Genomic DNA, 20,585 nt, shown 5'->3' on the forward strand with positions numbered 1-20,585 from the left:
GCTTGGGTCCTTAGGAACTTTAAGAAATATTCACACCCCGGCCAATCCGGCCGGGGAAAAAGGGATTAATTGAAGACTTTGATGGAAGGAAGAACCTGGCCGTCACAGCTGAACAACGCCTGATTTTCGCGGGCGTTGCCCTCTTTCCAGTGATCATTGATGTAGGTCATACCGGCAGGTGTCGCCCAGCCGGCGCCGTCAACAGCGATCCAGGTCGGTTCCCAGTAGAAAAGGCCCTTGCCGCGATGATCCGGCACGGCCACCAGGCTTTTGATCAGATCGCTGAGGAAATCGGCCTGGCCCTGCACCGTGCCCGGATAGCCGCCGTCTTTGGCTTCTTTTTCCGTGAAACTGTTTTCAGCTGCATCACAGTTTTTGGTGGTATAGCCGTAAGCCACTTCCACGACGATCACGTCTTTGTTGTAGCGTTTGCTGATGTCATCCATATTGGTCTGCAACGCTGAAATCGGGCCATTCCAGTAAGTATAAAAAGACAGGCCAATCACGTCATAAGGCACGTTGCGACGGTTGATTTCATCGAACCACCAGCGGAAGGTATCGTTCTTGGTGCCTTCAGCCAGATGCAACATAATTTTGATATCTGACGGATTTTTTTCGTCCGCGCGGACACCGGTAATCGCCGCATTCAGCAACCCGGCCAGACGGTCAAACTCGCCGCCGCCCGCGCCCCAGCTTTTGCCTTCCGGCCACAAAATGCCGCCGTTCATTTCGTTACCGACCTGCACCATATCCGGTACGGTGCCCTGTGCGCGGAATTTGGCGATCACGTCACGGCTATAATCATGAATGGCAGTTTTCAACTGCGGATAATCCATTTTCTCCCAGCTTTTTGGCTTGAACTGTTTGCCGGGATCGGTCCAGAAATCGCTGTAATGAAAATCAAGCAGGATTTTAAAACCCAGGGCTTTAGCACGTTTCGCCAGTTCCAGCGTGGTGGCCAGATCGTTATTTCCGCCGCCGTACGGATGGCCCTGTGCATCTTTAGGATCCACCCATAAGCGTAAACGGACGTAGTTAAAACCGTTCTGCCTGAGGATCACCATCGCATCGGTCTGTTTGTGGTTCTGGTCAAAGAACTTGCCGCCGTGTTTCTCCACATCTATCAGCGTCGAGATATCGGCACCCTTGATGAAATCTGCGGGCACGTTAGCGACTTTTTTGATCACCACATCCTGTGCCACACCGGAGAACGACATGGCCAGCAGTACGCAGGCCATTGCGCTTTTATTGAAAATCTTCTTAGAAAATAAAGACATCGGATTATCCTTTTGTACTGCCAGCCGTCAGGCCGGAAACGAAGTATTTTTGTAAGGCGAGATAGAAAATGGCGACCGGTACGGCGATCAGTACCGCCCCTGCGGCGTACATGGTGTAATTAGCCCCCATTTTTTGCGCCACCAGGTTGTACAGGCCAATCGGCAAGGTGTACTTATCCGGTGTACGCAAAATGGTGCTCGAAAGAATGAAATCCCCCAGCGGGCCGGTGAAGGAAAACAGCGCTATCACCGCCAGGATCGGCTTCGACAGCGGCATGATGATTTCGATGAAAATGCGGAAATTACCGGCGCCGTCCATCCGCGCTGATTCATCCAGATCTTTCGGAATGGCATCGAGATAGCCTTTCATCAGATAGGTGTTCATTGGGATCATGCCGCCGACGTAAATCAGTACCAGCGCCAGATGGCTGTTGATAAGCCCCAGTAATTGCGCCAGCACGAAAATGGCGATCAGCGCCGAAAACTGCGGGATCATCTGCAATAAAAGGAACAGCATCAGCCCGTCTTTCCGGCCTTTAAAACGAAAGCGCGAGAAGGAATAAGCGGTAAAACTCACGCAAATCAGGGTCAGGATCATGGTCAGGAAACTGATTTTCATCGAGTTCCAGTACCAGCCGACATAATTCACTTCACCGTTAAATAAGTCTTTGTAATGCTGGAACGAGACATTCTCCGGAATAATCGACGTACTGAGCAGGCTGTTACCGGCATTGAGTGACGCACCGACTGTCCAGATAAGCGGATAAATAATAATTACCCCCACCATCAGCAACAGTAAATAACTCAGCGCAAGGCGGATAAACCGGTTTCTTTTAATACTGGTGTGTTTACTCATATTCCTTCTCCCGGTTACGCCATATCATCTTGTTTAAATGAATTCGTTGACCGGAATTGCCACAATGCAATACCGACTACAAATATCGACAGCAGAATTGTAATGGTCGCCGCAATAGCATATTGCGAAGATGACATGGTGAGTTTATATATCCACGACACCAGAATATCCGTTCCGCCCGCATTCGAACCGGCCACCGCCGGGCCACCGTTATTAAACAGATAGATGATATTGAAATTATTAAAATTGAAGGTGTATTGCGTAATAATAATTGGCGCAATGGAATATAAGACCAGCGGCAACGTAATGGTTTTGAGTTTCTTCCAGGTACTGGCACCATCCATCGTCGCGGCTTCATATAAATCGTTCGGGATAGCCTGCAATACGCCGGTAGTCATGGCAAACACAAACGGGAAGCCCAACCAGGTCTGCATCATGATCAGCGCTGTTTTGGTCCAGAACGGATCGGTCAGCCAGGCTTTAGGCTCAATACCTAAGGCCGCCAGAATGCCGTTATTAATGACGCCAAATGAATCATTGAACATACCCGCAAATACCAGAATGGTAACGAAACCCGGCACCGCCCACGGCAATATCAGCACGGTGCGGATCAGCGCCTTGAAGCGCAAATCTTTCTGATTCACCAGAATCGCCAGCATGACACCCACCGTACATTGCAGCGTGGTCGCCAGCACCGTCCAGACCACCGTCCATTGCAATACATCCAGCAATGTGGAGCGCCAGATATTGAGCGTGAAAATATTAATAAAGTTTTTGAACCCCACCCAGTCGACTAATTTCGCCGGTGGCGTGTGATATAAATTGTAATTAGTAAACGCGATTGAGAAGCCGAATATAATCGGAAAAACCACCACAAACACCAGTAAAATAAAACCCGGTGTGATCATTAGATAGGGAAAACCTTCACGCAGCAGCAAATGATATTGCTTACGCACGCTGGGTAATTCCATGCCCTGGTCACGGCGTTTACCGTTTGCCCATGCATCGCGCAGGCTCCAGTAATAAAAAGCCGCACCGAATGCGCCAATCAGCAGACTGATAATGCCTTTGGCGAGCAGAAATATCGAATTATCACGCGGTACTTCTTCACCCAGCGTATATAAACCCCATAATCCCTGACGCAGGAAATCATAGAACACGCCGGCGAAACAAATAAGGATGATAAAAAACAGTATTCCCTTGGCCCATTGCCGGTTATAAAACTGCCCAAAACCGGGGATCAGCGCCACCGCCAGCGCCACCGGTGCATGGTGGCTGGCGGAAAGTGGCGCCGGGTTTTCCTCATGAAGACGCATAGACACAAAGATGTTCCTTTCACTGGTGAGGGAGTGAAATCACTCCCTCCTGTCAGACATACGGGGTTTCAGCAAGCGTTACCGGTTACTCGTTGCTGGCTTTCGCCGCTTCGATTTGCATCTGAATATTTTTCACCGCATCGTTGAGCGCGGCATCAACCGGTTGTTTGCCGGTCACACCCAGCTGAATACCGTTATTCGCCGGACCCCAGACTTCCTGCATTTCCGGTACACCCGGCATGGCCGTCGCGCGGGTAGACTGCTCTGCCACCGCGTTGGCTTTTTCATCGTTTTTAATCATTGGATCGTTAACCAGCGCCGTCAGAGCAGGGATTTCCTTGGTCACTTCGTAGCGCACTTTGGCGTACTTCGGCTGGTTGATGAAGGTGATGAATTTCTCCGCCAGCGGTTTTTGCTTGCTGTAAGTTGAAACCGCATAACCTTTCACGCCGAGGAATGAACTCATCGGTTTGCCGTTTGGCAGCAGCGGTAACGCTTTAACACCATAGTGAATACCCGCCGCTTCATATGGCTGGAAGGCCCACGGGCCGGTGATCACCGCAGCCGCTTTCTTCTCAGTAAACAGCGAGTCGATAGCGTTCAGCCCGTTATCACCGACAATCCCTGCCGGGAATAACCCGTCGGCATAGAATTTCTTCAGATAAGTAATGGCTTCAATGCTGCCCGGTTTGTTCAGGCCGATATCTTCAACGTTGATTTCACCCTTCGCATCTTTACCGAAAATGTAGCCCCCCATGGAAGCCATCGCGCCATAGGCGTAATACACTTCGTCAAACTTGGCTAACAGGCCGTATTTGCCTTTCGCCCTTTCGGCTTTGGAGAAGGTGTAATACTCGTCGAGGGTCGCCGGTGCCTGCGGCAGTAAATCTTTGTTGTAAATCAGCACCAGCGTTTCGACTGCTTTCGGCACACCGTAGGTTTGTCCTTTAAGCTGGAAGGCGTTTAACGCCGGCGGTGTGAAGCTGGCAAGAAACGTTTTGTCGAGATTCAGCGGTGCCAGTAACCCCTGTACCACGGCCGTGCCCAGCTGATCATTAGGGATCACGACGACGTCAGGGCCGATGCCTGCCGGACCATCCAGACGTAATTTCTCCGTTTGTTGTGCATAAGGCGTTTCCTGCACAACGACTTTGACATTGTTCTCTTTTTCAAAATCTTTCACCGCGTCGGAAATACCGGAAGATTTCTTAATATCCTCCCAGATAAGCAGTTGCCCCCCGGCTGCCCGGACGGCCTGGCTGCTCAGACTTAACGACATCAGTACCAAGGCAGTAAGGTGTGTAATTTTCATTGTTGCTCCTGGATGTGAAGGTATAACATTTTTGTAGGGTTTATAACGACACTCAATCTAAAATCTTTGTATCAAACCCCATAAAAGCTGATTTAATACTGATTAATGTCGCCTTAAAAACTATGTTATACGTTAAACTTACAAGCTATAAATCACTACAAAAAGATGCGCATTGTGTGATCTTCTCTCCAAAATTCGAACCCGCTTGTGCAAACGCTTACACAAGGTGGTTATAGTCCGAAACATCAGCGGTATGAATTCTTTATGAGGTCTCACATGTCCAGCATCAGACTTAAAAATGTGGTCAAGCGTTTTGATAAAACAGTGACATTACATGGCATCAATATTGATATTGAAGACGGCGAATTCACCGTTTTCGTCGGGCCATCAGGATGCGGTAAGTCCACCCTGCTGCGCATGATTGCCGGGCTGGAAGAGATTACGGAAGGAGACGTTTACATCGGCGAGCAGCGGGTGAATGACGTCGATCCTTCCCGGCGTGGTGTGGCGATGGTGTTTCAGTCTTACGCGCTTTATCCGCACATGACCATTGCAGAAAACATGGGTTACGGGCTGAAAGTCAACGGCGTGCCGAAAGAAGAAATTCGTCATCAGGTGGAGATGGTCGCCAAAACGTTGCAGCTTTCTCATCTGCTGGACAGAAAACCGAAACAGCTTTCCGGCGGACAGCGCCAGCGAACCGCCATCGGGCGTGCGATTGTGCGTAATCCGCAGGTATTTATGTTCGATGAGCCCCTGTCTAACCTTGATGCAGAGCTGCGTGTGGATATGCGGTTACACATTTCCAAGCTGCACCAGGAACTGAAAACCACCATGGTGTATGTGACACACGATCAGACTGAAGCCATGACACTGGCCGATAAAATCGTGGTGATGAATTACGGCAAAGTCGAGCAAATGGGCGCACCGATGGATCTTTACTACAATCCGGTGAATCAGTTTGTCGCGGGGTTTATCGGATCACCCAAAATGAATTTCCTGCCTGCTGAAGTGATCCGCTGGCAGCCGGAACAGCTCGAAGTACGCCTGACGCCGGAGAAGACCCTGACACTGGCACTGAGCACCTCTGAACTGTCGGCGGGTGATAAAGTCACGCTTGGGATCCGCCCTGAACATTTGCTGTCGCAGGAAACCGAAAACGTGCTGGAATTTAACTGCGAAGTGGTAGAGCGGCTGGGCAACAGCACGTATCTGTTTGGTCAGTGTTATGGCATTGATGGCTTTAAAATGCTGCTACCGGGCGACATGGCTTTCAACCCTTATCAGAGCCTGACCACCTGGTTTGATGCCAAACGTTGTATGGTGTTCAGCGAAGACGGCCTGCGCATCAGCGCGCCCAGCCTTTCTCATCTGCATTAATTAATCTTTTCAGGCCGCGTAGCCGGGAGACTTCACCTCCCGGCTGTTTCAGTGTTATATCTCTTTATCATGATTTTCAGATGAGAGATTTCCATGCCACTTCACTGCCGGATTCTTGATGATTACCAGAATGTTTCCCTGTCGCTGGCTGACTGGCAGTCACTTGCACCACAGGTGGAATGCCGTGCGCTGACAGAACATATTGCCGACGAAAATGCCCTCGCTGAAACGCTGAAAGATGCCGACATTGTGGTGATTATGCGCGAACGTACGCCATTCACCGCTGCGCTGTTTGCCCGCCTGCCCAATCTGAAACTGCTGATCACTTCCGGCATGCGTAATGCGTCGGTTGATCTTGTCGCTGCGAAAAAACATGGCGTGACGGTCTGTGGCACCGGCAGCGGACAGGCCGCGCCGGTTGAGCTGACGTGGGCCCTGATCCTCGGGCTGGCACGGCATCTGGTCACGGAAAATAATGCGCTACGTCACAACGGCCCGTGGCAAAGCACGCTGGGCGTCGGCCTGAGCGGTAAACAGCTTGGTCTGCTGGGGCTGGGGAAAATTGGCCAGAAGGTGGCCCATATCGCGCAGGCCTTTGGCATGGAGGTGTGCGCGTGGAGTCATAATCTGACCGCAGAACACGCCGCAGCACATGGCGTAAAATTCTGCACATCAAAAGAAGCGTTACTGCAAACCAGCGACGTGGTTTCCATTCATCTGGTGCTCGGCGAGCGCACACGCGGCTTACTGGGTGCGAAAGAACTGGCACAGATGAAACCCTCTGCCCTGCTGATCAATACGTCGCGCGCTGCCATTGTCGATCAACCCGCCCTGCTCAGCGCGCTGCAAAACAGTCAGTTAGCCGGTGCCGGACTTGATGTCTTTGATGCCGAGCCATTGCCGGCCGATCATCCTTTCAGAACGCAACCGAACGTGCTGGCGACACCCCATCTGGGTTATGTCGCCGACAGTAATTATCAGGTGTACTTCACCGAAGCGGTCGAGAATATCCGGTCATTTCTGGCGGGTAAGCCGCTGCGTGTGCTGGATTAGTGCAAACGTAAAAAAACCGGGTATCCACCCGGTTTTTGCTTTCAGCGGCGACGAAATTACTTGGTTTCGTTGGCTTTGATTTCGCCCATTGCTTTCAGTTTCTTGGACATTTCACGACGTTCTTTCGACAGGTCTGCATTGCGGATGATGTAGTCATCAACGCGATCTTCATAGTCGCCGCGCATGCTGGCAATGATCGCCTGAATTTCGTCGATGCTCATGCCTGGTTTGATGTAATCACTCAGGTTATCGAGCAGCAGAACGCGTTTCTGGTTGTCACGGATTTTCTTTTCGTTGTCAGCAATTTCACGTTGTAATTTATTTTTACGACGGAAAATGCGCACAAACTCCAGAACGTCCTGGAAACTCGGCTTGTTGATATTGTCCATTTTAACACCTTCGATTAAGTTACACAGATTCAGTGACTGACTTGTCGCAACCGCTTGGTCTGCCTTACCGGCAGTTAGCAGGAAGACTAGCAAAGATCGGGCGGTGCGCTCAGATAATCGTCCAATAAGACCATCTTACCCGTTTTAGACCGCAGACAAAAATCCCTTCATGCTTTTGGCGTTTTAACGCTGCTTATTTGAGCGTCTTCTTTTTGCATCGTCATGGTGATCAGGTCTCCCATCGCCCGCAGTTGTTCCGCGACCTGCGAACTCAGCCACACATAGCCGTACACCTGCGCTTCCAGATGGTGTGCGGCATTCATTTCCGCCATCAGCGCTTTCAGTTCTTCTGCAGATTCATTCAGCTGATGATTGATCGTCAGTTCATCACCTTTGGTACCGTTCATCAGCATCAGACTGAGTTTTTCCAGCGTATCGAGCATCAGCCGTTGCGCGCTGCGCAGCGTGCGGGCATTGAGCATCAGGAAATGGCTTTCGCGCGAACTCCAGTAGGCATCGGCCAGCAGTTCAAGAGTACACAACAGATTACGGCTCAGAGTCTGGATAGCGTCAAACACTTCACGCGGAATATGCGATTCCTTACTGGCGGGAGCAAACAGAGAACGCATTTTGACCATCTGCCCCATCGTGGTTTTCATTTTACCGTGCAACTGCGGGCGTTCAAGCATGTTCGGCGACAGCCAGGCGCTATAGAGTTTATTCAGCGACATCAGGTAATCGGCCATCTGCATGCGCCAGTGAATAAACGCGCGCTGGGGGTAAATACTGGCGAAAAGCAGTGCCAGCAGGGAGCCGAAAATCACATCACCGGAACGCCACAGTGCAGTATTCATATCGCCAGGTCCCGCGCCACACACGACCGCCAGCGTAATCCCAATCAGCAGCGCCATATACGGACGCTTGCCGAGAGTCAGATAGCCGCTGACGAACATCACAATCCCGCACCACATCAACATCAGCGGAAAGGAATAGAGTTCAAGCCATAAGGCTATCAACCCTGAGAGTGAACCGAATACGGTGCCGGTGATGCGCTCCAGCACCCGCTGAACCACATTCCCCCAAAAGGAAATCGGCCCCATCACCACCACCATTGTGATCAGCGGCCAGGTGCCTTCAGGGATTTTTGTCAGCCGGACAATCAGGAATGTCAGAATAAACGCCACCGCAATACGCAGGGCGTGAGTAACTCTGTAATTACGGTAAATGATGTTATCCAGCTGAGAAATTTTCTTGTCGAGACGCACGTTGAGCCTGCCGTAAGGCATAAATACAAAGAAGGCGCTAGTTTAGCCGAGTTACCAGAGGGGATCACCCTGGTTTTTATCAGGGATTGGGTACGGTGAGACGGAAAAGCGGACCTCCGGGATTTATTTAACAACCGGCCCTGGATTGTGCCAATATTTTGGAATGGGGTTAAAGGAAGCTTCGGAAGGAAAATACTCTCTTCTCAGTGACAATATCCTTCGGTGCATTTACTGCTTATCAGACGGGGTTTGTGCTTATCTTCTAAGTCTGGTCGCAAAATTAAGAAAATTTATTAACAATAACAAGTCAATATTTTTGAGTGACAGAGTAAATTCCATAGATCGTTATATCTCGTTGAAAATATATGTATTGCAGCACTATCAATTTGTTGACGTAATTTTCACCAAATACTGTAATTGAGCGACACGGATAAGAGTACAGATACAGCAATGCCGGAAGCCTCGGTTTGCCTGTGAAGTATGAGGACATTGAGAGGTCTCTTGGCGACAGGTTGCTGTAGTGTTGAGTAAAATCCAGTCTGACACACCTAGGTAGCCATAACATAATCACATTCATTATGTTAACGCTTGTTAAGTTAACATTTTTAACTACCATTACCTATCAACTTACGGTACGTGTTTTAAGCAGGTTAGAGTGTCCACAAATAAATTACTCGCTAAATATATGGTTGTTGGGCTTTTCAATACAGGGTTAACAGGTATCGTTATATTTTCCCTGATGTATGCCAACGTGAACATTTATTTGGCCAATGCTATTGGCTACGTAGTTGGTATAATATTCAGTTTTATCCTAAATACGCTCTTTACATTTAATTCGACCCCAAGCTTCAGCAGATTGATAAAATTTCTGGTGACTTGCGGAATTGCTTATCTTGTTAACCTTGTTCCAATTAAATGCATATTATTCTTCTTCCCGGATTACACTTTTTTCTCGCAAATCATAGGGATGATTTTTTATACCATAACAGGCTTCCTACTTAATAGATTTTGGGTGATGAAATGAACGATTTTGATATACCGCAGGAATGCGATAATACCCCTCCTAGAATGGAAATTGTGGTTCCATGCTATAATGAAAAAGAAGCATTCCCACACTGCCTAAAAGTATTAGGCGAGGTATTATGCAATTTAATTTCAACGCAAAAAATCGGCGCAGGCAGCAAGATAATTTTTGTTGATGACGGTAGCAAAGACGACACATGGGATCAGATTAAAGAAGCGTGCCAGAAAAACACTTTTGTCTCTGGGATTAAACTTTCTAAAAACCGAGGCCATCAGAATGCACTGATAGCAGGCTTAGCGAATACAACTGCAGATGTTGTGGTAAGTATAGACGCCGATCTTCAGGATGATGTTCGGTGCATAGAAACGATGGTTGAAAAATATCAAGAAGGTAATGATATTGTCTATGGTGTGAGGGATGATCGCTCCACCGACAGTGCATTCAAGAGAATAAGTGCCAATCTGTTCTACTCACTGATGGAAAAGATGGGAGTAAATCAGGTTTCTAATCACGCTGATTACAGACTGATGAGTCGAAAGGCTGTCGATTGTTTGCTTACGTTTAAAGAACAGAATATGTATATTCGCGGAATTGTTCCATTATTAGGATTTAATTCAGCAAGGGTTTATTATTCGAGAGATGACCGGGTAGCCGGAGAATCCAAATATCCATTAAAGAAGATGCTTTCATTAGCTGTAGAAGGCATTACATCGCTGACTATAACCCCACTCAGGATGATATCTGCACTGGGCTTTATTACCTGTCTTATTTCAATAATAACAGCAGCTTATGCGATTTTTGAAAAAATCACAGGTAGCACTGTTGAGGGCTGGACCTCAGTAATGATTTCAATCATTTTCCTGGGGGGTGTGCAACTGCTCTGCCTGGGTGTGATTGGTGAGTATGTTGGAAAGATTTACATCGAAACTAAAGGGAGGCCTCGTTTTTTTGTTGAGGAAAAGCGTGGTGATGACAATGAATTTAAGTAAAAAATTCAGGGGTACTATATTTTTTACAGTGGTACTTTTATTTGTGACTTACCTTACAATGCATTATGTAGGGAAGGAACATAATATATATTATTGGGATTCCAATGGGTACTGGAGATTGTGGCAACAATTCAGTTTGGGCTTTTCTATTGATCCTGTTGGGACACTGTCGAGACTTGCTTCGTCGATAAAAAATGATGATTATAATCTCCTCCCCGTGGCTTTAACCTCCCTCTTTTACGCTTTTGGTGGAGAGGGTAGGCTCACCTATATATTATCGCTGTCCATTGTTTATTTGCTCCCCGTATCACTTCTGTTTTCAGTCCTATTAAAACAATTTTCTGAGAAGCAGTCTGTCTGCTGGACAATTATTTCTCTGGTCCTGCCTGCAACTTTTGTGGCTTTTTGGGCTCCTACGCTCAGAGGTTATCCTGATATTTGCGGTCTTATCTTTGTTATATCAGCGATTATCTATACATGTAAAACAGATCTGTCTGGTAAACTGAATATCAAAAGAGCGATCATCCTTGGTGCTATTTTATGGTCGCCATTTTTACTCAGAAGATGGTATGCCTATACTGTCATTTCAATGTATCTCTCTTTACCTGTGCTGAATTATTTTATTTATAAAGTAGAAGGGCATAGTTTTAAAAAAATCTTTAGGATTTGCACCTTCTTTTTTATATCTGGAATTGTATCAATATTATTATCGATAGCATTGCAATGGAACTTGCTTGTCAGAGTGGCAACAACTGATTACTCGTTTATCTATTCTGCTTATCAGTCCAGTGTCGCATCATCTCTTTATAACGTTTTGCATGATATTGGATTGTACATATTTCCATTTTTTATAATATCAGTAGTCGTATCAATTTTTACTAAGAAAACGAAAGAGAAATATTTAGTCATTTTTTCTTTATTCAATTTGGTTTTTAGTTTTTTCATCTTTACAAAAACTCAATCACCGGGTTTGCATCACTGCCTGCCTTTTGCATTATGGGTACTTATCGCTTCAGCCATTTCAATAAAATGGTTCCTTTTCAAACTGAATTCTACCGTCCCTAAAGCCATTCTTGTCTCATTAACAATAATCATCTGTCTTATCATTAATAAGCAGTCCTTATTTAATACAAACATCAATGACTTCTCAAAATATTTGCCCACTAAATACACACCAATGCGTGTTGATAATTATGGCAACTATGTCAGGTTATCTTCTGATATTCAGAGCATGCTACATGATACTGAAAAACTGACTGTTTTATCATCCAGTGGTGTTCTTAACGATAATATGCTCGACACACTTTCAAATCTGAAATTGAGTAAGTATTTGACTGGAATGTCCCAGGTTGATCTCAGAGACGGGCTGAACATTCCTGCACTGATGTCCAGGTTCATCATCGTTGTTGATCCCGTACAAACACATTTAACGCCATCAGGCCAGCAAGTTATTACAATTCCTGCAAAAGAGTTGCTAAATAATGAGGGGATAGGAAAAGCTTTTAAAAGGGTTGGAAATGGCTATCCGCTCGAAAAGGGGGCTACCGCCTATGTTTATGAAAGAACGAGGCCGTTTACCTATAATGAAATGATGGATTTCATCTCAAAATATTATATCAGCTACCCGCAATGGAAAGGGATTTACGACACCAGTCTGTTCATTCCTTATTCAACGGGATCGATTTCTTTAGGTGATGTGTGGGGCAAATTAGACATTGAAGATGATGGAACTCTCTATGGACATCCAGGTGAAAACCGTCCGACCACAATAACCTGGACGTTAAATGGCATTAATGAACTCCTCATTTCATCAGTCCGGAATACGTGTTCAACAGCTGATGGTGTGGATGTCACCATTTCCGACATGTCTGGAAGACATATATCAAGCCATATCGAGAACAACGGCTCTTCATCTCTTGATGTAAGGAAATTTAATAACATGCTTACGACCCTAACGATAGATAAACATGGTAACCCTTCATGTGACTCTATTATGATCGTTAAAAAATAAACATACTGAGCCTTTGCTAAAACAGCAAAGGCTTTTTTCAACGAAAATCACGCTGATGTTAAAATTTTCCGCATTCCCCTCCCCTCTATATTTATGAGCAATCATAATCCTGCCGCCTGTAAATATAATTCTGAACGGGATAATGTGCTCGCCTTACTATATATGCTGTTACTATCCAGAATAATTTCACCATTTATGGCCGAATCCTTACTAAGCAAATATTTTGAGACAGATTTTCCCTGTGGAAAAAACGGATCACAAGCTTATTACCATGTTAAAAATTTGTTTACTTACCATTCAATACTTTAAAATTCACAGAGTTCATTTGTCACCGGGAGCCATGATAATGTTATGTAAACAGACAAACCATTTTTCTCCGAGCATTGTTGGCAAACCGGACTCAGCAGACTCTATCTGATAGAATACTGGGTGGCGATACGCCTGGTTGACGCACTGGTTTGGACAGTAAAATACATACGAATTTAGGCACAATAAAATTATGTCAGATAAGCCGCAAAAAACGTTCTACTTCCACGATTATGAAACCTTTGGTAAAAACCCGGCGCTGGATCGTCCGGCGCAGTTTGCCGGGGTAAGAACTGACGAAGATTTCAATATCATCGAAGAACCGTTGGTGATTTATTGCCGCCCTTCTGATGATTATCTGCCTGAACCTGAAGCAGTGATGATTACCGGCATCACGCCACAAATTGCCCTGGAGCGCGGTGTGATTGAAGCCGAGTTTACCGCGCAAATTCACCAGGCATTCAGCGTGCCGGGCACCTGCATTGTTGGTTATAACAATATCCGTTTTGACGATGAAGTCAGCCGGAATATCCTTTATCGTAACTTTTACGACCCGTATGCCTACAGCTGGCAAAACGGCAATTCCCGCTGGGATTTACTGGATGTAATGCGCGCCTGTTATGCGCTGCGTCCGGAAGGCATCAACTGGCCGGAAAATGATGATGGCTTCCCGAGTTTCCGTCTTGAACATCTGACCAAAGCCAATGGTATCGAACATGAAAATGCCCATGATGCGATGGCCGACGTTTACGCGACTATCGCCATGGCGAAACTGGTGAAGCAGGCGCAGCCGCGTTTGTTTAACTTTCTGCTCGAGCATCGCAGCAAACATAAACTTAATACCCTGATTGATATTCCTGCCATGGCCCCGCTGGTGCATGTTTCCGGTATGTTCGGCGCTGCACGGGGTAATACCGCATGGGTAGCACCACTGGCGTGGCATCCTGAGAATAAGAATGCGGTGATCATGTGTGACCTCGCCGGTGATATGTCGACGTTGTTAGATCTCAGTCCTGATGAAATGCGTGAGCGCCTGTACAGCCGCCGCGATGCTTTGCAGGCCGGACAATCTCCGCTGCCGATCAAACTGGTGCATATCAATAAATGTCCGGTGCTGGCTCCGGCCAAGACATTGTTACCGGAAAATGCCGAACGCCTGGGGATCGACCGTCAGCGCTGCCTGGAAAATCTGCAATTGCTACGTCAAAATCCGCAGGTGCGCGAGAAAGTGGTCGCGATGTTTGCTGAAGCTGAACCCTTTACCCCGGCCGATGACGTGGACGCCCGCCTTTACGATGGTTTTTTCAGAGATGCCGATCGCGCGGCCATGCGCATCATTCTGGAAACCCGTCCGGAGAACCTTCCCGCGCTGGATCTGACTTTTAACGACGCGCGCATTGAGCCGCTGTTGTTCCGTTTCCGTGCACGCAACTACCCCGCCACGCTTACCGATGCCGAGCAAAAGCGCTGGACGTTGCATCGCCAGGAGAAACTGACGGACGAACGTGTGCAGGCGTACATTTTAGAGCTTGAATCGCTCTATAACTTGCATGAGGGGGATGCTGAGAAGATAGCGCTTCTCAAGGCGCTGTTTGAATATGGGAAGAAACTGGTGGGTTAATTTTTGGGGATTCCCCAACGCCCCCTTCTGGAATAGTGAAAATTTCGGTTTCTCAAAATCAGTGAGTTACCGACGTTAAAAACTGACCGAGTAAATTTCGGTTTCTCACGTACAATGATCACTTAACTCGTTGCGCCGAAACCGCCCAAAGGAGGGGAGTGCTTCCCCTCCTTTGGATTCCTCCGCGCTTTTTTACTGCGCGCTATCGCAAGTACGACGGACATGTTCTGTCACTTAAGCGAGTGGCGCAAAATGTCATCGCTGCGCGATTCCCGAATTTCAGGTTTCGAGCCATAGGTCTCGAACCGTTCATTCGGTGCCATTTTTGAGCACGCCAATCCACTTTTCTAAAAGATAAACATCAGTTTGATGTTGAATTTAAGATCGTGCGGGCGATTCAGAAATCTTGCTGAACGGAGCGGCTTCGAGACCTATGGCTCGAAGACCGAGAGAAGGTACCGCACAGCGGCAAGATTTCCAGCCTGTCGCAATAGCACCTGAAACATTGTAACAAGCGAAGCGCGCAGTGAAAAAAGCGAGGAGAGTCGAGAGAGGAAAAGCACTTTCCTCTCTCGTCGGTTTCGGCACGAAAAGCCGTATGATAACTGTTGTTGAAAAACCGAAACTTTCACTAAGCTACTTTAAAAGCCTCTTTTGCAGAGGCTTGCTGCAAATTAGAGCCGCCATTGCAGCGGCCATCTGCAAAGAAAGTTTCCTGCCCTTTTCAAAGGGCAAAAATCACGCTTCCGGTGCTATTTCCCCGCTCATCTGCGGCGGCTGCTTGCGAAACGCTTTGGTGATAAACGCCAGATACCCCAGACCAATCGCTCCCCAGACTAAGCCCAGTGTCATCGAGCTCGATTCCAGATTCAGCCACAGCGCACCGACGGTCAGTGCACCAATCACCGGCAGGATCAGGTAATTGACGTGATCTTTGAATGTACGGTTACGTTTTTCACGAATGTAGAATTGTGAAATCACAGACAGGTTCACGAAGGTGAACGCCACCAGCGCGCCGAAGTTGATCAGCGCCGTCGCCGTAACCAGATCAAAGGTCACCGCAGACATCGCCACAACGCCAACCAGCAAGACGTTGAATGTCGGGGTGCGCCATTTCGGATGCACATAACCGAACAGTTTTTCCGGGAATACACCATCGCGACCCATCACATATAACAGTCGGGAAACCCCGGCGTGGGCAGCCATGCCCGATGCCAGAACGGTTACACAGCTGAAACACAGAATGACGGACTGGAAGAACTTGCCTGCCACATACAGCATGATTTCAGGCTGAGACGCGTCCGGATCTTTAAAGCGCGAGATGTCCGGGAAATACAGTTGCAGGAAGTAAGACACCACCACGAAGATGATACCCCCGATCAGCGCGGTCAGGAAAATCGCTTTCGGGATCACTTTGCCCGCGTTCGGAGTTTCTTCAGACAACGAACTGATGCCGTCAAAGCCCAGGAACGAGAAGCACAGGATAGTCGCTCCGGTAATCATTGGCACCACATGCGCATTCTCACTGAAGAATGGCTTAGTCGTTGCCAGAGTGCCCATGCCCTCGCCCATGTAGACGCCACGAACTAACAGGCCCAGGAAGACCACCATGATCGCCACCTGCACGACAACAATGATGCTGTTGAGGTTTGCGACGATTTTGATGCCACGCAGGTTGAACGCGGTCATCATGCCGACCAGGGCTACGACAAAGATCCACGACGGCACGCCCGGGAAGATGGCTTCCAGGTAGATTTTCGCCAGCAGAATGTTGATCATCGGCATGAACAGATAGTCCAGCAATGATGACCAGCCGACCATGAAGCCGACGTGCGGGCTGATAGCTTTTTGCGCGTAAGTGTAAGCAGAACCGGCAGACGGGAATCGCTGCACCAGCTTGCCGTAACTGACGGCGGTAAACAGGACGGCAATCAACGCGAAGATATACGCCGTCGCAACGTGGCCATCGGTCAGGCCGGAAACGATACCGAAGGTATCAAAAATGGTCATCGGCTGCAGATAGGCGAGGCCCATCATCACAACCTGAACCAATGTCAGGGTTTTACGCAGTTGTACACGCTGGGTGGCCGGAGCGGCAGTAGCATTAGCAGACATGGTTCAGCCCTCCCTGGATTGCAAATACCGGGCGCTTAAACGCCTCTGAAAGCAACGTACAGGGAAAACTTCGGGAGTTATTACAAGTAAACGGGGGAGTGATCTTCACCTCGCTGAACGCGGAGATGAAGGCTGTGCGAATGTGGCCGCAGCTGAAAGTAGCACCGGCGGGTACCGGTACAGGTTTGAAGTATTGCCCCATGTTACATTTCCTCATAGTGGCGACCGGTTTTAATTTGGGATCGCACACGAACCTTGTTATCTATCCGGATCTGGGTCCGGCCTCTGTTGAATTAGTTGGGTACTGCATATACAAAAAAAATAACCGGCGCCTTTAAGCGTCGGTTATCTGCAGTGCGGCGTATTTTGCACAAATCACGCATAAATGACAACATTCACAGGCGTTGCGTTACAAATTCTTTTCGCGTTCAAAACATTCACGCACAGATCCCCCCTGTATGGGCGTGGCAACACTTAAGGTTTAACCTTTTACACAGTGCCAGGCACGCCCCCGGAATCAGGCATTTTTCAGCATCCAGTCGATTTCCGTTTCCGTTACTCTTCTCTCAAATTGCAGAAGTTCATCAGATTTACAGGTGTGATAGACCTGCGAGAAACGCTCCCCGAGGATCTTTTTCAGCGCCGGTTGTTCATCAAAATCATACAATGCATCGCTCTGGCGGATAGGCAGCGGAATACCCTCCTGTTCCAGACCGTTACCGGTAACCGGTTCAGGTAATGGCAAATCGTTATCCAGTCCATACAGCATGCCTGCCAGCACCGTGGCAACCACTAAATACGGGTTAGCATCAGCACCAGCGACGCGGTATTCCACACGGTGGTCTGCTGTTCCGCTGCAAGGCACACGAAGTGCAACGGTACGGTTATTGTGTCCCCATGAGGCCTGGGTCGGCACATACATGCCCGGCTGGAAGCGGCGGAAAGCATTCACGTTCGGCGCCAGTAATGCCATGGATGCAGGCATCAGCGCAATCATTCCGGCAAGGGAGCGTTTCATCAGTTCAGAATCGTCGCCACCGTCACCGGCAAACAGGTTTTTACCGTTGTCATCGAGCACGCTGAGATGGATATGCATCCCGCTGCCCGCGTATTCGTCGTAGGGTTTCGCCATAAAAGTGGCGTCCATATCATGATTCTCTGCCACCAGACGCACCAGACGTTTGAGCATCAGGGCGTGATCACAGGCGCGCAGAATATTTTCGCTGTGGTGCAAATTGATTTCGAATTGTCCCGGTGAGGACTCTGCTACCGCCCCGTCCGCCGGTAAACCCTGAATGTGAGCCAGGCGATCAATGTCACTGAGCACATCGGCAAAGTGATCAAGATTATCTACGGAGTAAACCTGACTATGCATACTGCGTTCCTGCGTCCCCGGCGTACAAGGTGGCTGAATATAGCCTTCGGCATCGCGCTGCCTGTCGAGCAGATAGAACTCCAGCTCTACCGCTACCACCGGAAACAGACCCCGCTGGCGCAATGTTTGCCAGATATGATTAAGCACATTGCGTGGTTCAACGTTAAAGGGAGTGCCATCTTCGTCAAGCATGGTCAGAAGCAGCTGACCGGTATGTTCAGGATCGGAGGCGGAGGGCGTTAAGGTACCGGGAACCGGCACACAGACATGGTCGGGTTCGCCCAGTTCCTGGCCTAATCCGGCTTCTTCCACGACATTACCGAGAATGTCCATGGCGAAGACCGATGCCGGGAAGTAACAACCTTTTTCGAGTTTTCGAAGTGCTGAGACGGGAATGCGTTTGCCGCGGAAGGAGCCATTGAGATCGGTGAGCAGGACGTCGACGTGAAGAGTTTGTGGATGACGCTCCAGGTATTCAGACACTTCATCCTGGAACGCGCTACTTCGCTCTTCAACGTGCTTAGCGAGGGGTTCAGTCCCGCTAATCTCTTTCTTGATTTCTTTCATCAGTTCAGTCGCTTGCATAGGTTTTCCGCCATTTGCTGGTTTCCGGCATATCAGGCCCCACCATGGTGCCAGCCGGCTATCTTTACCGGGTCATCACTGTGTTCAACGCTGTGCTCTCATGGAGTCGGGATCCTCTCAGTTATGCTCAAAAAAACGCTTTTTTTGCTCAAAATAACAGCCATATTATTAACCCTAGCCTCAACATTAATTTTTTGCAACATCTACATTCCCGTAACATATCCGTTTGAAAAGCGAGCAGAGCGCTGCTAAATTGGTCAATGAAAGGTCAATATTCTGAACAGAGACGTGCGGGGAGGCGCGTGCTGTCAGTCAATTCATCTACTCAACGAGGCGGTATTATGGGCAATATATTTTCCACGGCATCTGCGGGAAAAGAGACGCGCTACAGACCGGTCATTGGGGTAGTCATGTGCGAAAACACGGTTGATGAAAACCCTGCCCTCACTGTCCATGAAAAGTATCTGGACGCTATTTTCAACGCCGATGCCCTTCCGGTTTGTTTGCCGCATGAACTGGCGGCTCGCGAAGGCGCGATAGATCAGATTCTGCGCGGTCTGGACGGCATCTTCCTCACCGGCAGCCCCAGCAATATTGAACCTCATCAGTACGGTGAAGAAGGTGTCGAGGAGCTGGCCGATCCCGGCCGCGACCGCCTGAGTTTACAACTCATACGCGCAACGCTGGATAAGAAGATCCCGCTCTTTGCCGCCTGCCGCGGTTTGCAGGAGCTGGTGGTGGCCACCGGCGGCAGTCTGCACCGCAAAGTACAGGAGGTGCCGGGCTATATGGATCACCGCGAAGATACCAGCCTGCCACATGACAATCAGTATGATCTCGTGCATCCGGTGCATATCGAACCGGGGGGCTTACTTTCAGAATTACTACCCGATTATCAGCAATTTCAGGTGAATTCTCTCCATGGTCAGGGGGCTAACCGTCTGGGTGAAGCACTGACCGTGGAAGCGCGCGCACCGGACAATCTGGTGGAAGCCGTGAGTGTCCGCAATCATCCGTTTGCCCTTGGTGTGCAATGGCATCCGGAATGGCACAGTCTGACTGACCCGGTGTCGCGTCAGCTGTTTAACGCTTTTATCGCTGCCTGTCGCAAGGGCCATCAGGCCCGGAGCGTACGAGAGGAATAAACGGATGAGCGAAGTCAGTCTGGCGCCTGGTCGCCGGCTTTCTGAAATTCGCCAGCAACTCGGGATGTCACAACGCAAAGCCGCCGAGTTGTCTGGCCTGACACACAGCGCCATCAGCACTATCGAACAGGATAAAGTCAGCCCCGCCGTGAGTACGTTGCAGAAGTTATTGCGGGTTTACGGGCTGTCACTTTCGGAGTTTTTCGCCGAAGAGCATAAAAGTAACGCGCCGCAAATCGTGATTAATGCGGCGGATTTAATCGAAATCGGCAGTCGTGGCGTCTCCATGCGAATGGTGCACAACGGCACGCTAAACCACAGTGTCGCCATGCTGCTGGAGACCTATCAGCCCGGCAGCACCACGGGCGACAAAATCAAACATCAGGGCGAGGAAGTCGGCACCCTGTTAGAAGGAGAAATCATCTTAACCGTCAATGGTCAACGTTACCCGCTGCGTGCGGGACAAAGTTATGCCATTAACACGGCTGACCCTCACAGTTTCAGTAATATTTCGTCGCGGATTTGCAGGATTGTCAGCGCACATACGCCTAATACCTTCTAGTTGT

Annotated in this window: 16 protein-coding genes; 8 read left to right on the forward strand and 8 right to left on the reverse strand. The window is 48.7% G+C overall.

Features of this window, described 5'->3' with window-relative positions; all coding sequences use genetic code 11:
- Positions 1-65: 65 nt before the first annotated feature.
- The 4 genes from ACOZIO_RS05705 to ACOZIO_RS05720 all read right to left on the reverse strand — a co-directional run bounded on the left by ACOZIO_RS05705 (position 66) and on the right by ACOZIO_RS05720 (position 4,761).
- A complete protein-coding gene (locus ACOZIO_RS05705; protein WP_238483162.1) occupies positions 66-1,217 on the reverse strand; it encodes a glycoside hydrolase family 53 protein in 1,152 nt (383 codons plus the stop codon).
- Positions 1,218-1,281: 64 nt separating this feature from the next.
- Positions 1,282-2,133: a sugar ABC transporter permease gene (locus ACOZIO_RS05710; RefSeq protein ID WP_129952562.1), complete on the reverse strand. Its 852-nt coding sequence runs from the start codon at positions 2,131-2,133 to the stop codon at positions 1,282-1,284.
- Positions 2,134-2,147: 14 nt separating this feature from the next.
- Complete coding sequence (locus ACOZIO_RS05715) at positions 2,148-3,449, reverse strand: carbohydrate ABC transporter permease (protein ID WP_129952789.1); 1,302 nt, start codon at positions 3,447-3,449, stop codon at positions 2,148-2,150.
- A gap of 85 nt (positions 3,450-3,534) precedes the next feature.
- Positions 3,535-4,761, reverse strand: coding sequence for an extracellular solute-binding protein (locus tag ACOZIO_RS05720; protein WP_129952561.1), 1,227 nt, complete (start codon positions 4,759-4,761; stop codon positions 3,535-3,537).
- Positions 4,762-5,037: 276 nt separating this feature from the next.
- Here ACOZIO_RS05720 and ACOZIO_RS05725 point away from each other — a divergent pair, with 276 nt between their 5' ends.
- Positions 5,038-6,141: an ABC transporter ATP-binding protein gene (locus ACOZIO_RS05725; RefSeq protein ID WP_129952560.1), complete on the forward strand. Its 1,104-nt coding sequence runs from the start codon at positions 5,038-5,040 to the stop codon at positions 6,139-6,141.
- A 93-nt stretch (positions 6,142-6,234) separates the two neighbouring features.
- Complete coding sequence (locus tag ACOZIO_RS05730) at positions 6,235-7,194, forward strand: D-2-hydroxyacid dehydrogenase family protein (RefSeq protein WP_129952559.1); 960 nt, start codon at positions 6,235-6,237, stop codon at positions 7,192-7,194.
- A 56-nt stretch (positions 7,195-7,250) separates the two neighbouring features.
- Here ACOZIO_RS05730 and ACOZIO_RS05735 read toward each other — a convergent pair whose 3' ends face one another.
- Together ACOZIO_RS05735 and ACOZIO_RS05740 are read right to left on the reverse strand one after the other, a co-directional pair.
- Positions 7,251-7,583 (reverse strand): DUF496 family protein, encoded by a 333-nt coding sequence (locus ACOZIO_RS05735; protein ID WP_013574907.1) that lies wholly within the window; start codon positions 7,581-7,583, stop codon positions 7,251-7,253.
- 167 nt (positions 7,584-7,750) lie between these two features.
- Complete coding sequence (locus tag ACOZIO_RS05740) at positions 7,751-8,848, reverse strand: FUSC family protein (protein ID WP_129952558.1); 1,098 nt, start codon at positions 8,846-8,848, stop codon at positions 7,751-7,753.
- Between the two features lie 739 nt (positions 8,849-9,587).
- On the opposite strand from ACOZIO_RS05740, the gene ACOZIO_RS05745 reads away from it, so the two are divergent.
- The 4 genes from ACOZIO_RS05745 to sbcB all read left to right on the forward strand — a co-directional run bounded on the left by ACOZIO_RS05745 (position 9,588) and on the right by sbcB (position 14,799).
- The gene (locus ACOZIO_RS05745) at positions 9,588-9,872 is read left to right on the forward strand and encodes a GtrA family protein (protein ID WP_235174251.1); all 285 of its coding nucleotides are present in this window, start codon (positions 9,588-9,590) and stop codon (positions 9,870-9,872) included.
- A complete protein-coding gene (locus ACOZIO_RS05750) occupies positions 9,869-10,861 on the forward strand; it encodes a glycosyltransferase family 2 protein (RefSeq protein ID WP_129952557.1) in 993 nt (330 codons plus the stop codon). Before ACOZIO_RS05745 ends, ACOZIO_RS05750 begins: the two co-directional genes overlap by 4 nt.
- Entirely contained in the window at positions 10,842-12,872 is a 2,031-nt protein-coding gene (locus ACOZIO_RS05755) for a hypothetical protein (RefSeq protein ID WP_421595069.1), read from the forward strand. The genes ACOZIO_RS05750 and ACOZIO_RS05755 overlap by 20 nt, the downstream gene beginning before the upstream one ends.
- A gap of 499 nt (positions 12,873-13,371) precedes the next feature.
- Complete coding sequence (gene sbcB / locus ACOZIO_RS05760) at positions 13,372-14,799, forward strand: exodeoxyribonuclease I (RefSeq protein ID WP_421595070.1); 1,428 nt, start codon at positions 13,372-13,374, stop codon at positions 14,797-14,799.
- Positions 14,800-15,537: 738 nt separating this feature from the next.
- On the opposite strand, the gene ACOZIO_RS05765 is transcribed toward sbcB, so the two are convergent.
- Together ACOZIO_RS05765 and ACOZIO_RS05770 are read right to left on the reverse strand one after the other, a co-directional pair.
- Positions 15,538-16,914: an APC family permease gene (locus tag ACOZIO_RS05765; RefSeq protein WP_129952554.1), complete on the reverse strand. Its 1,377-nt coding sequence runs from the start codon at positions 16,912-16,914 to the stop codon at positions 15,538-15,540.
- 517 nt (positions 16,915-17,431) lie between these two features.
- Positions 17,432-18,856 (reverse strand): glutamine synthetase family protein, encoded by a 1,425-nt coding sequence (locus ACOZIO_RS05770; RefSeq protein ID WP_421595193.1) that lies wholly within the window; start codon positions 18,854-18,856, stop codon positions 17,432-17,434.
- 359 nt (positions 18,857-19,215) lie between these two features.
- On the opposite strand from ACOZIO_RS05770, the gene puuD reads away from it, so the two are divergent.
- Both puuD and puuR read left to right on the forward strand, forming a co-directional pair.
- Positions 19,216-20,019, forward strand: a complete 804-nt coding sequence (puuD, locus tag ACOZIO_RS05775; protein ID WP_129952552.1) for a gamma-glutamyl-gamma-aminobutyrate hydrolase — start codon at positions 19,216-19,218, stop codon at positions 20,017-20,019.
- Between the two features lie 4 nt (positions 20,020-20,023).
- Entirely contained in the window at positions 20,024-20,581 is a 558-nt protein-coding gene (puuR, locus tag ACOZIO_RS05780) for an HTH-type transcriptional regulator PuuR (protein WP_129952551.1), read from the forward strand.
- Positions 20,582-20,585: the final 4 nt, after the last annotated feature.

It is taken from the genome of Rahnella sp. PD4 (assembly GCF_049199325.1).
Taxonomy (GTDB): Bacteria; Pseudomonadota; Gammaproteobacteria; order Enterobacterales; family Enterobacteriaceae; genus Rahnella; species Rahnella perminowiae.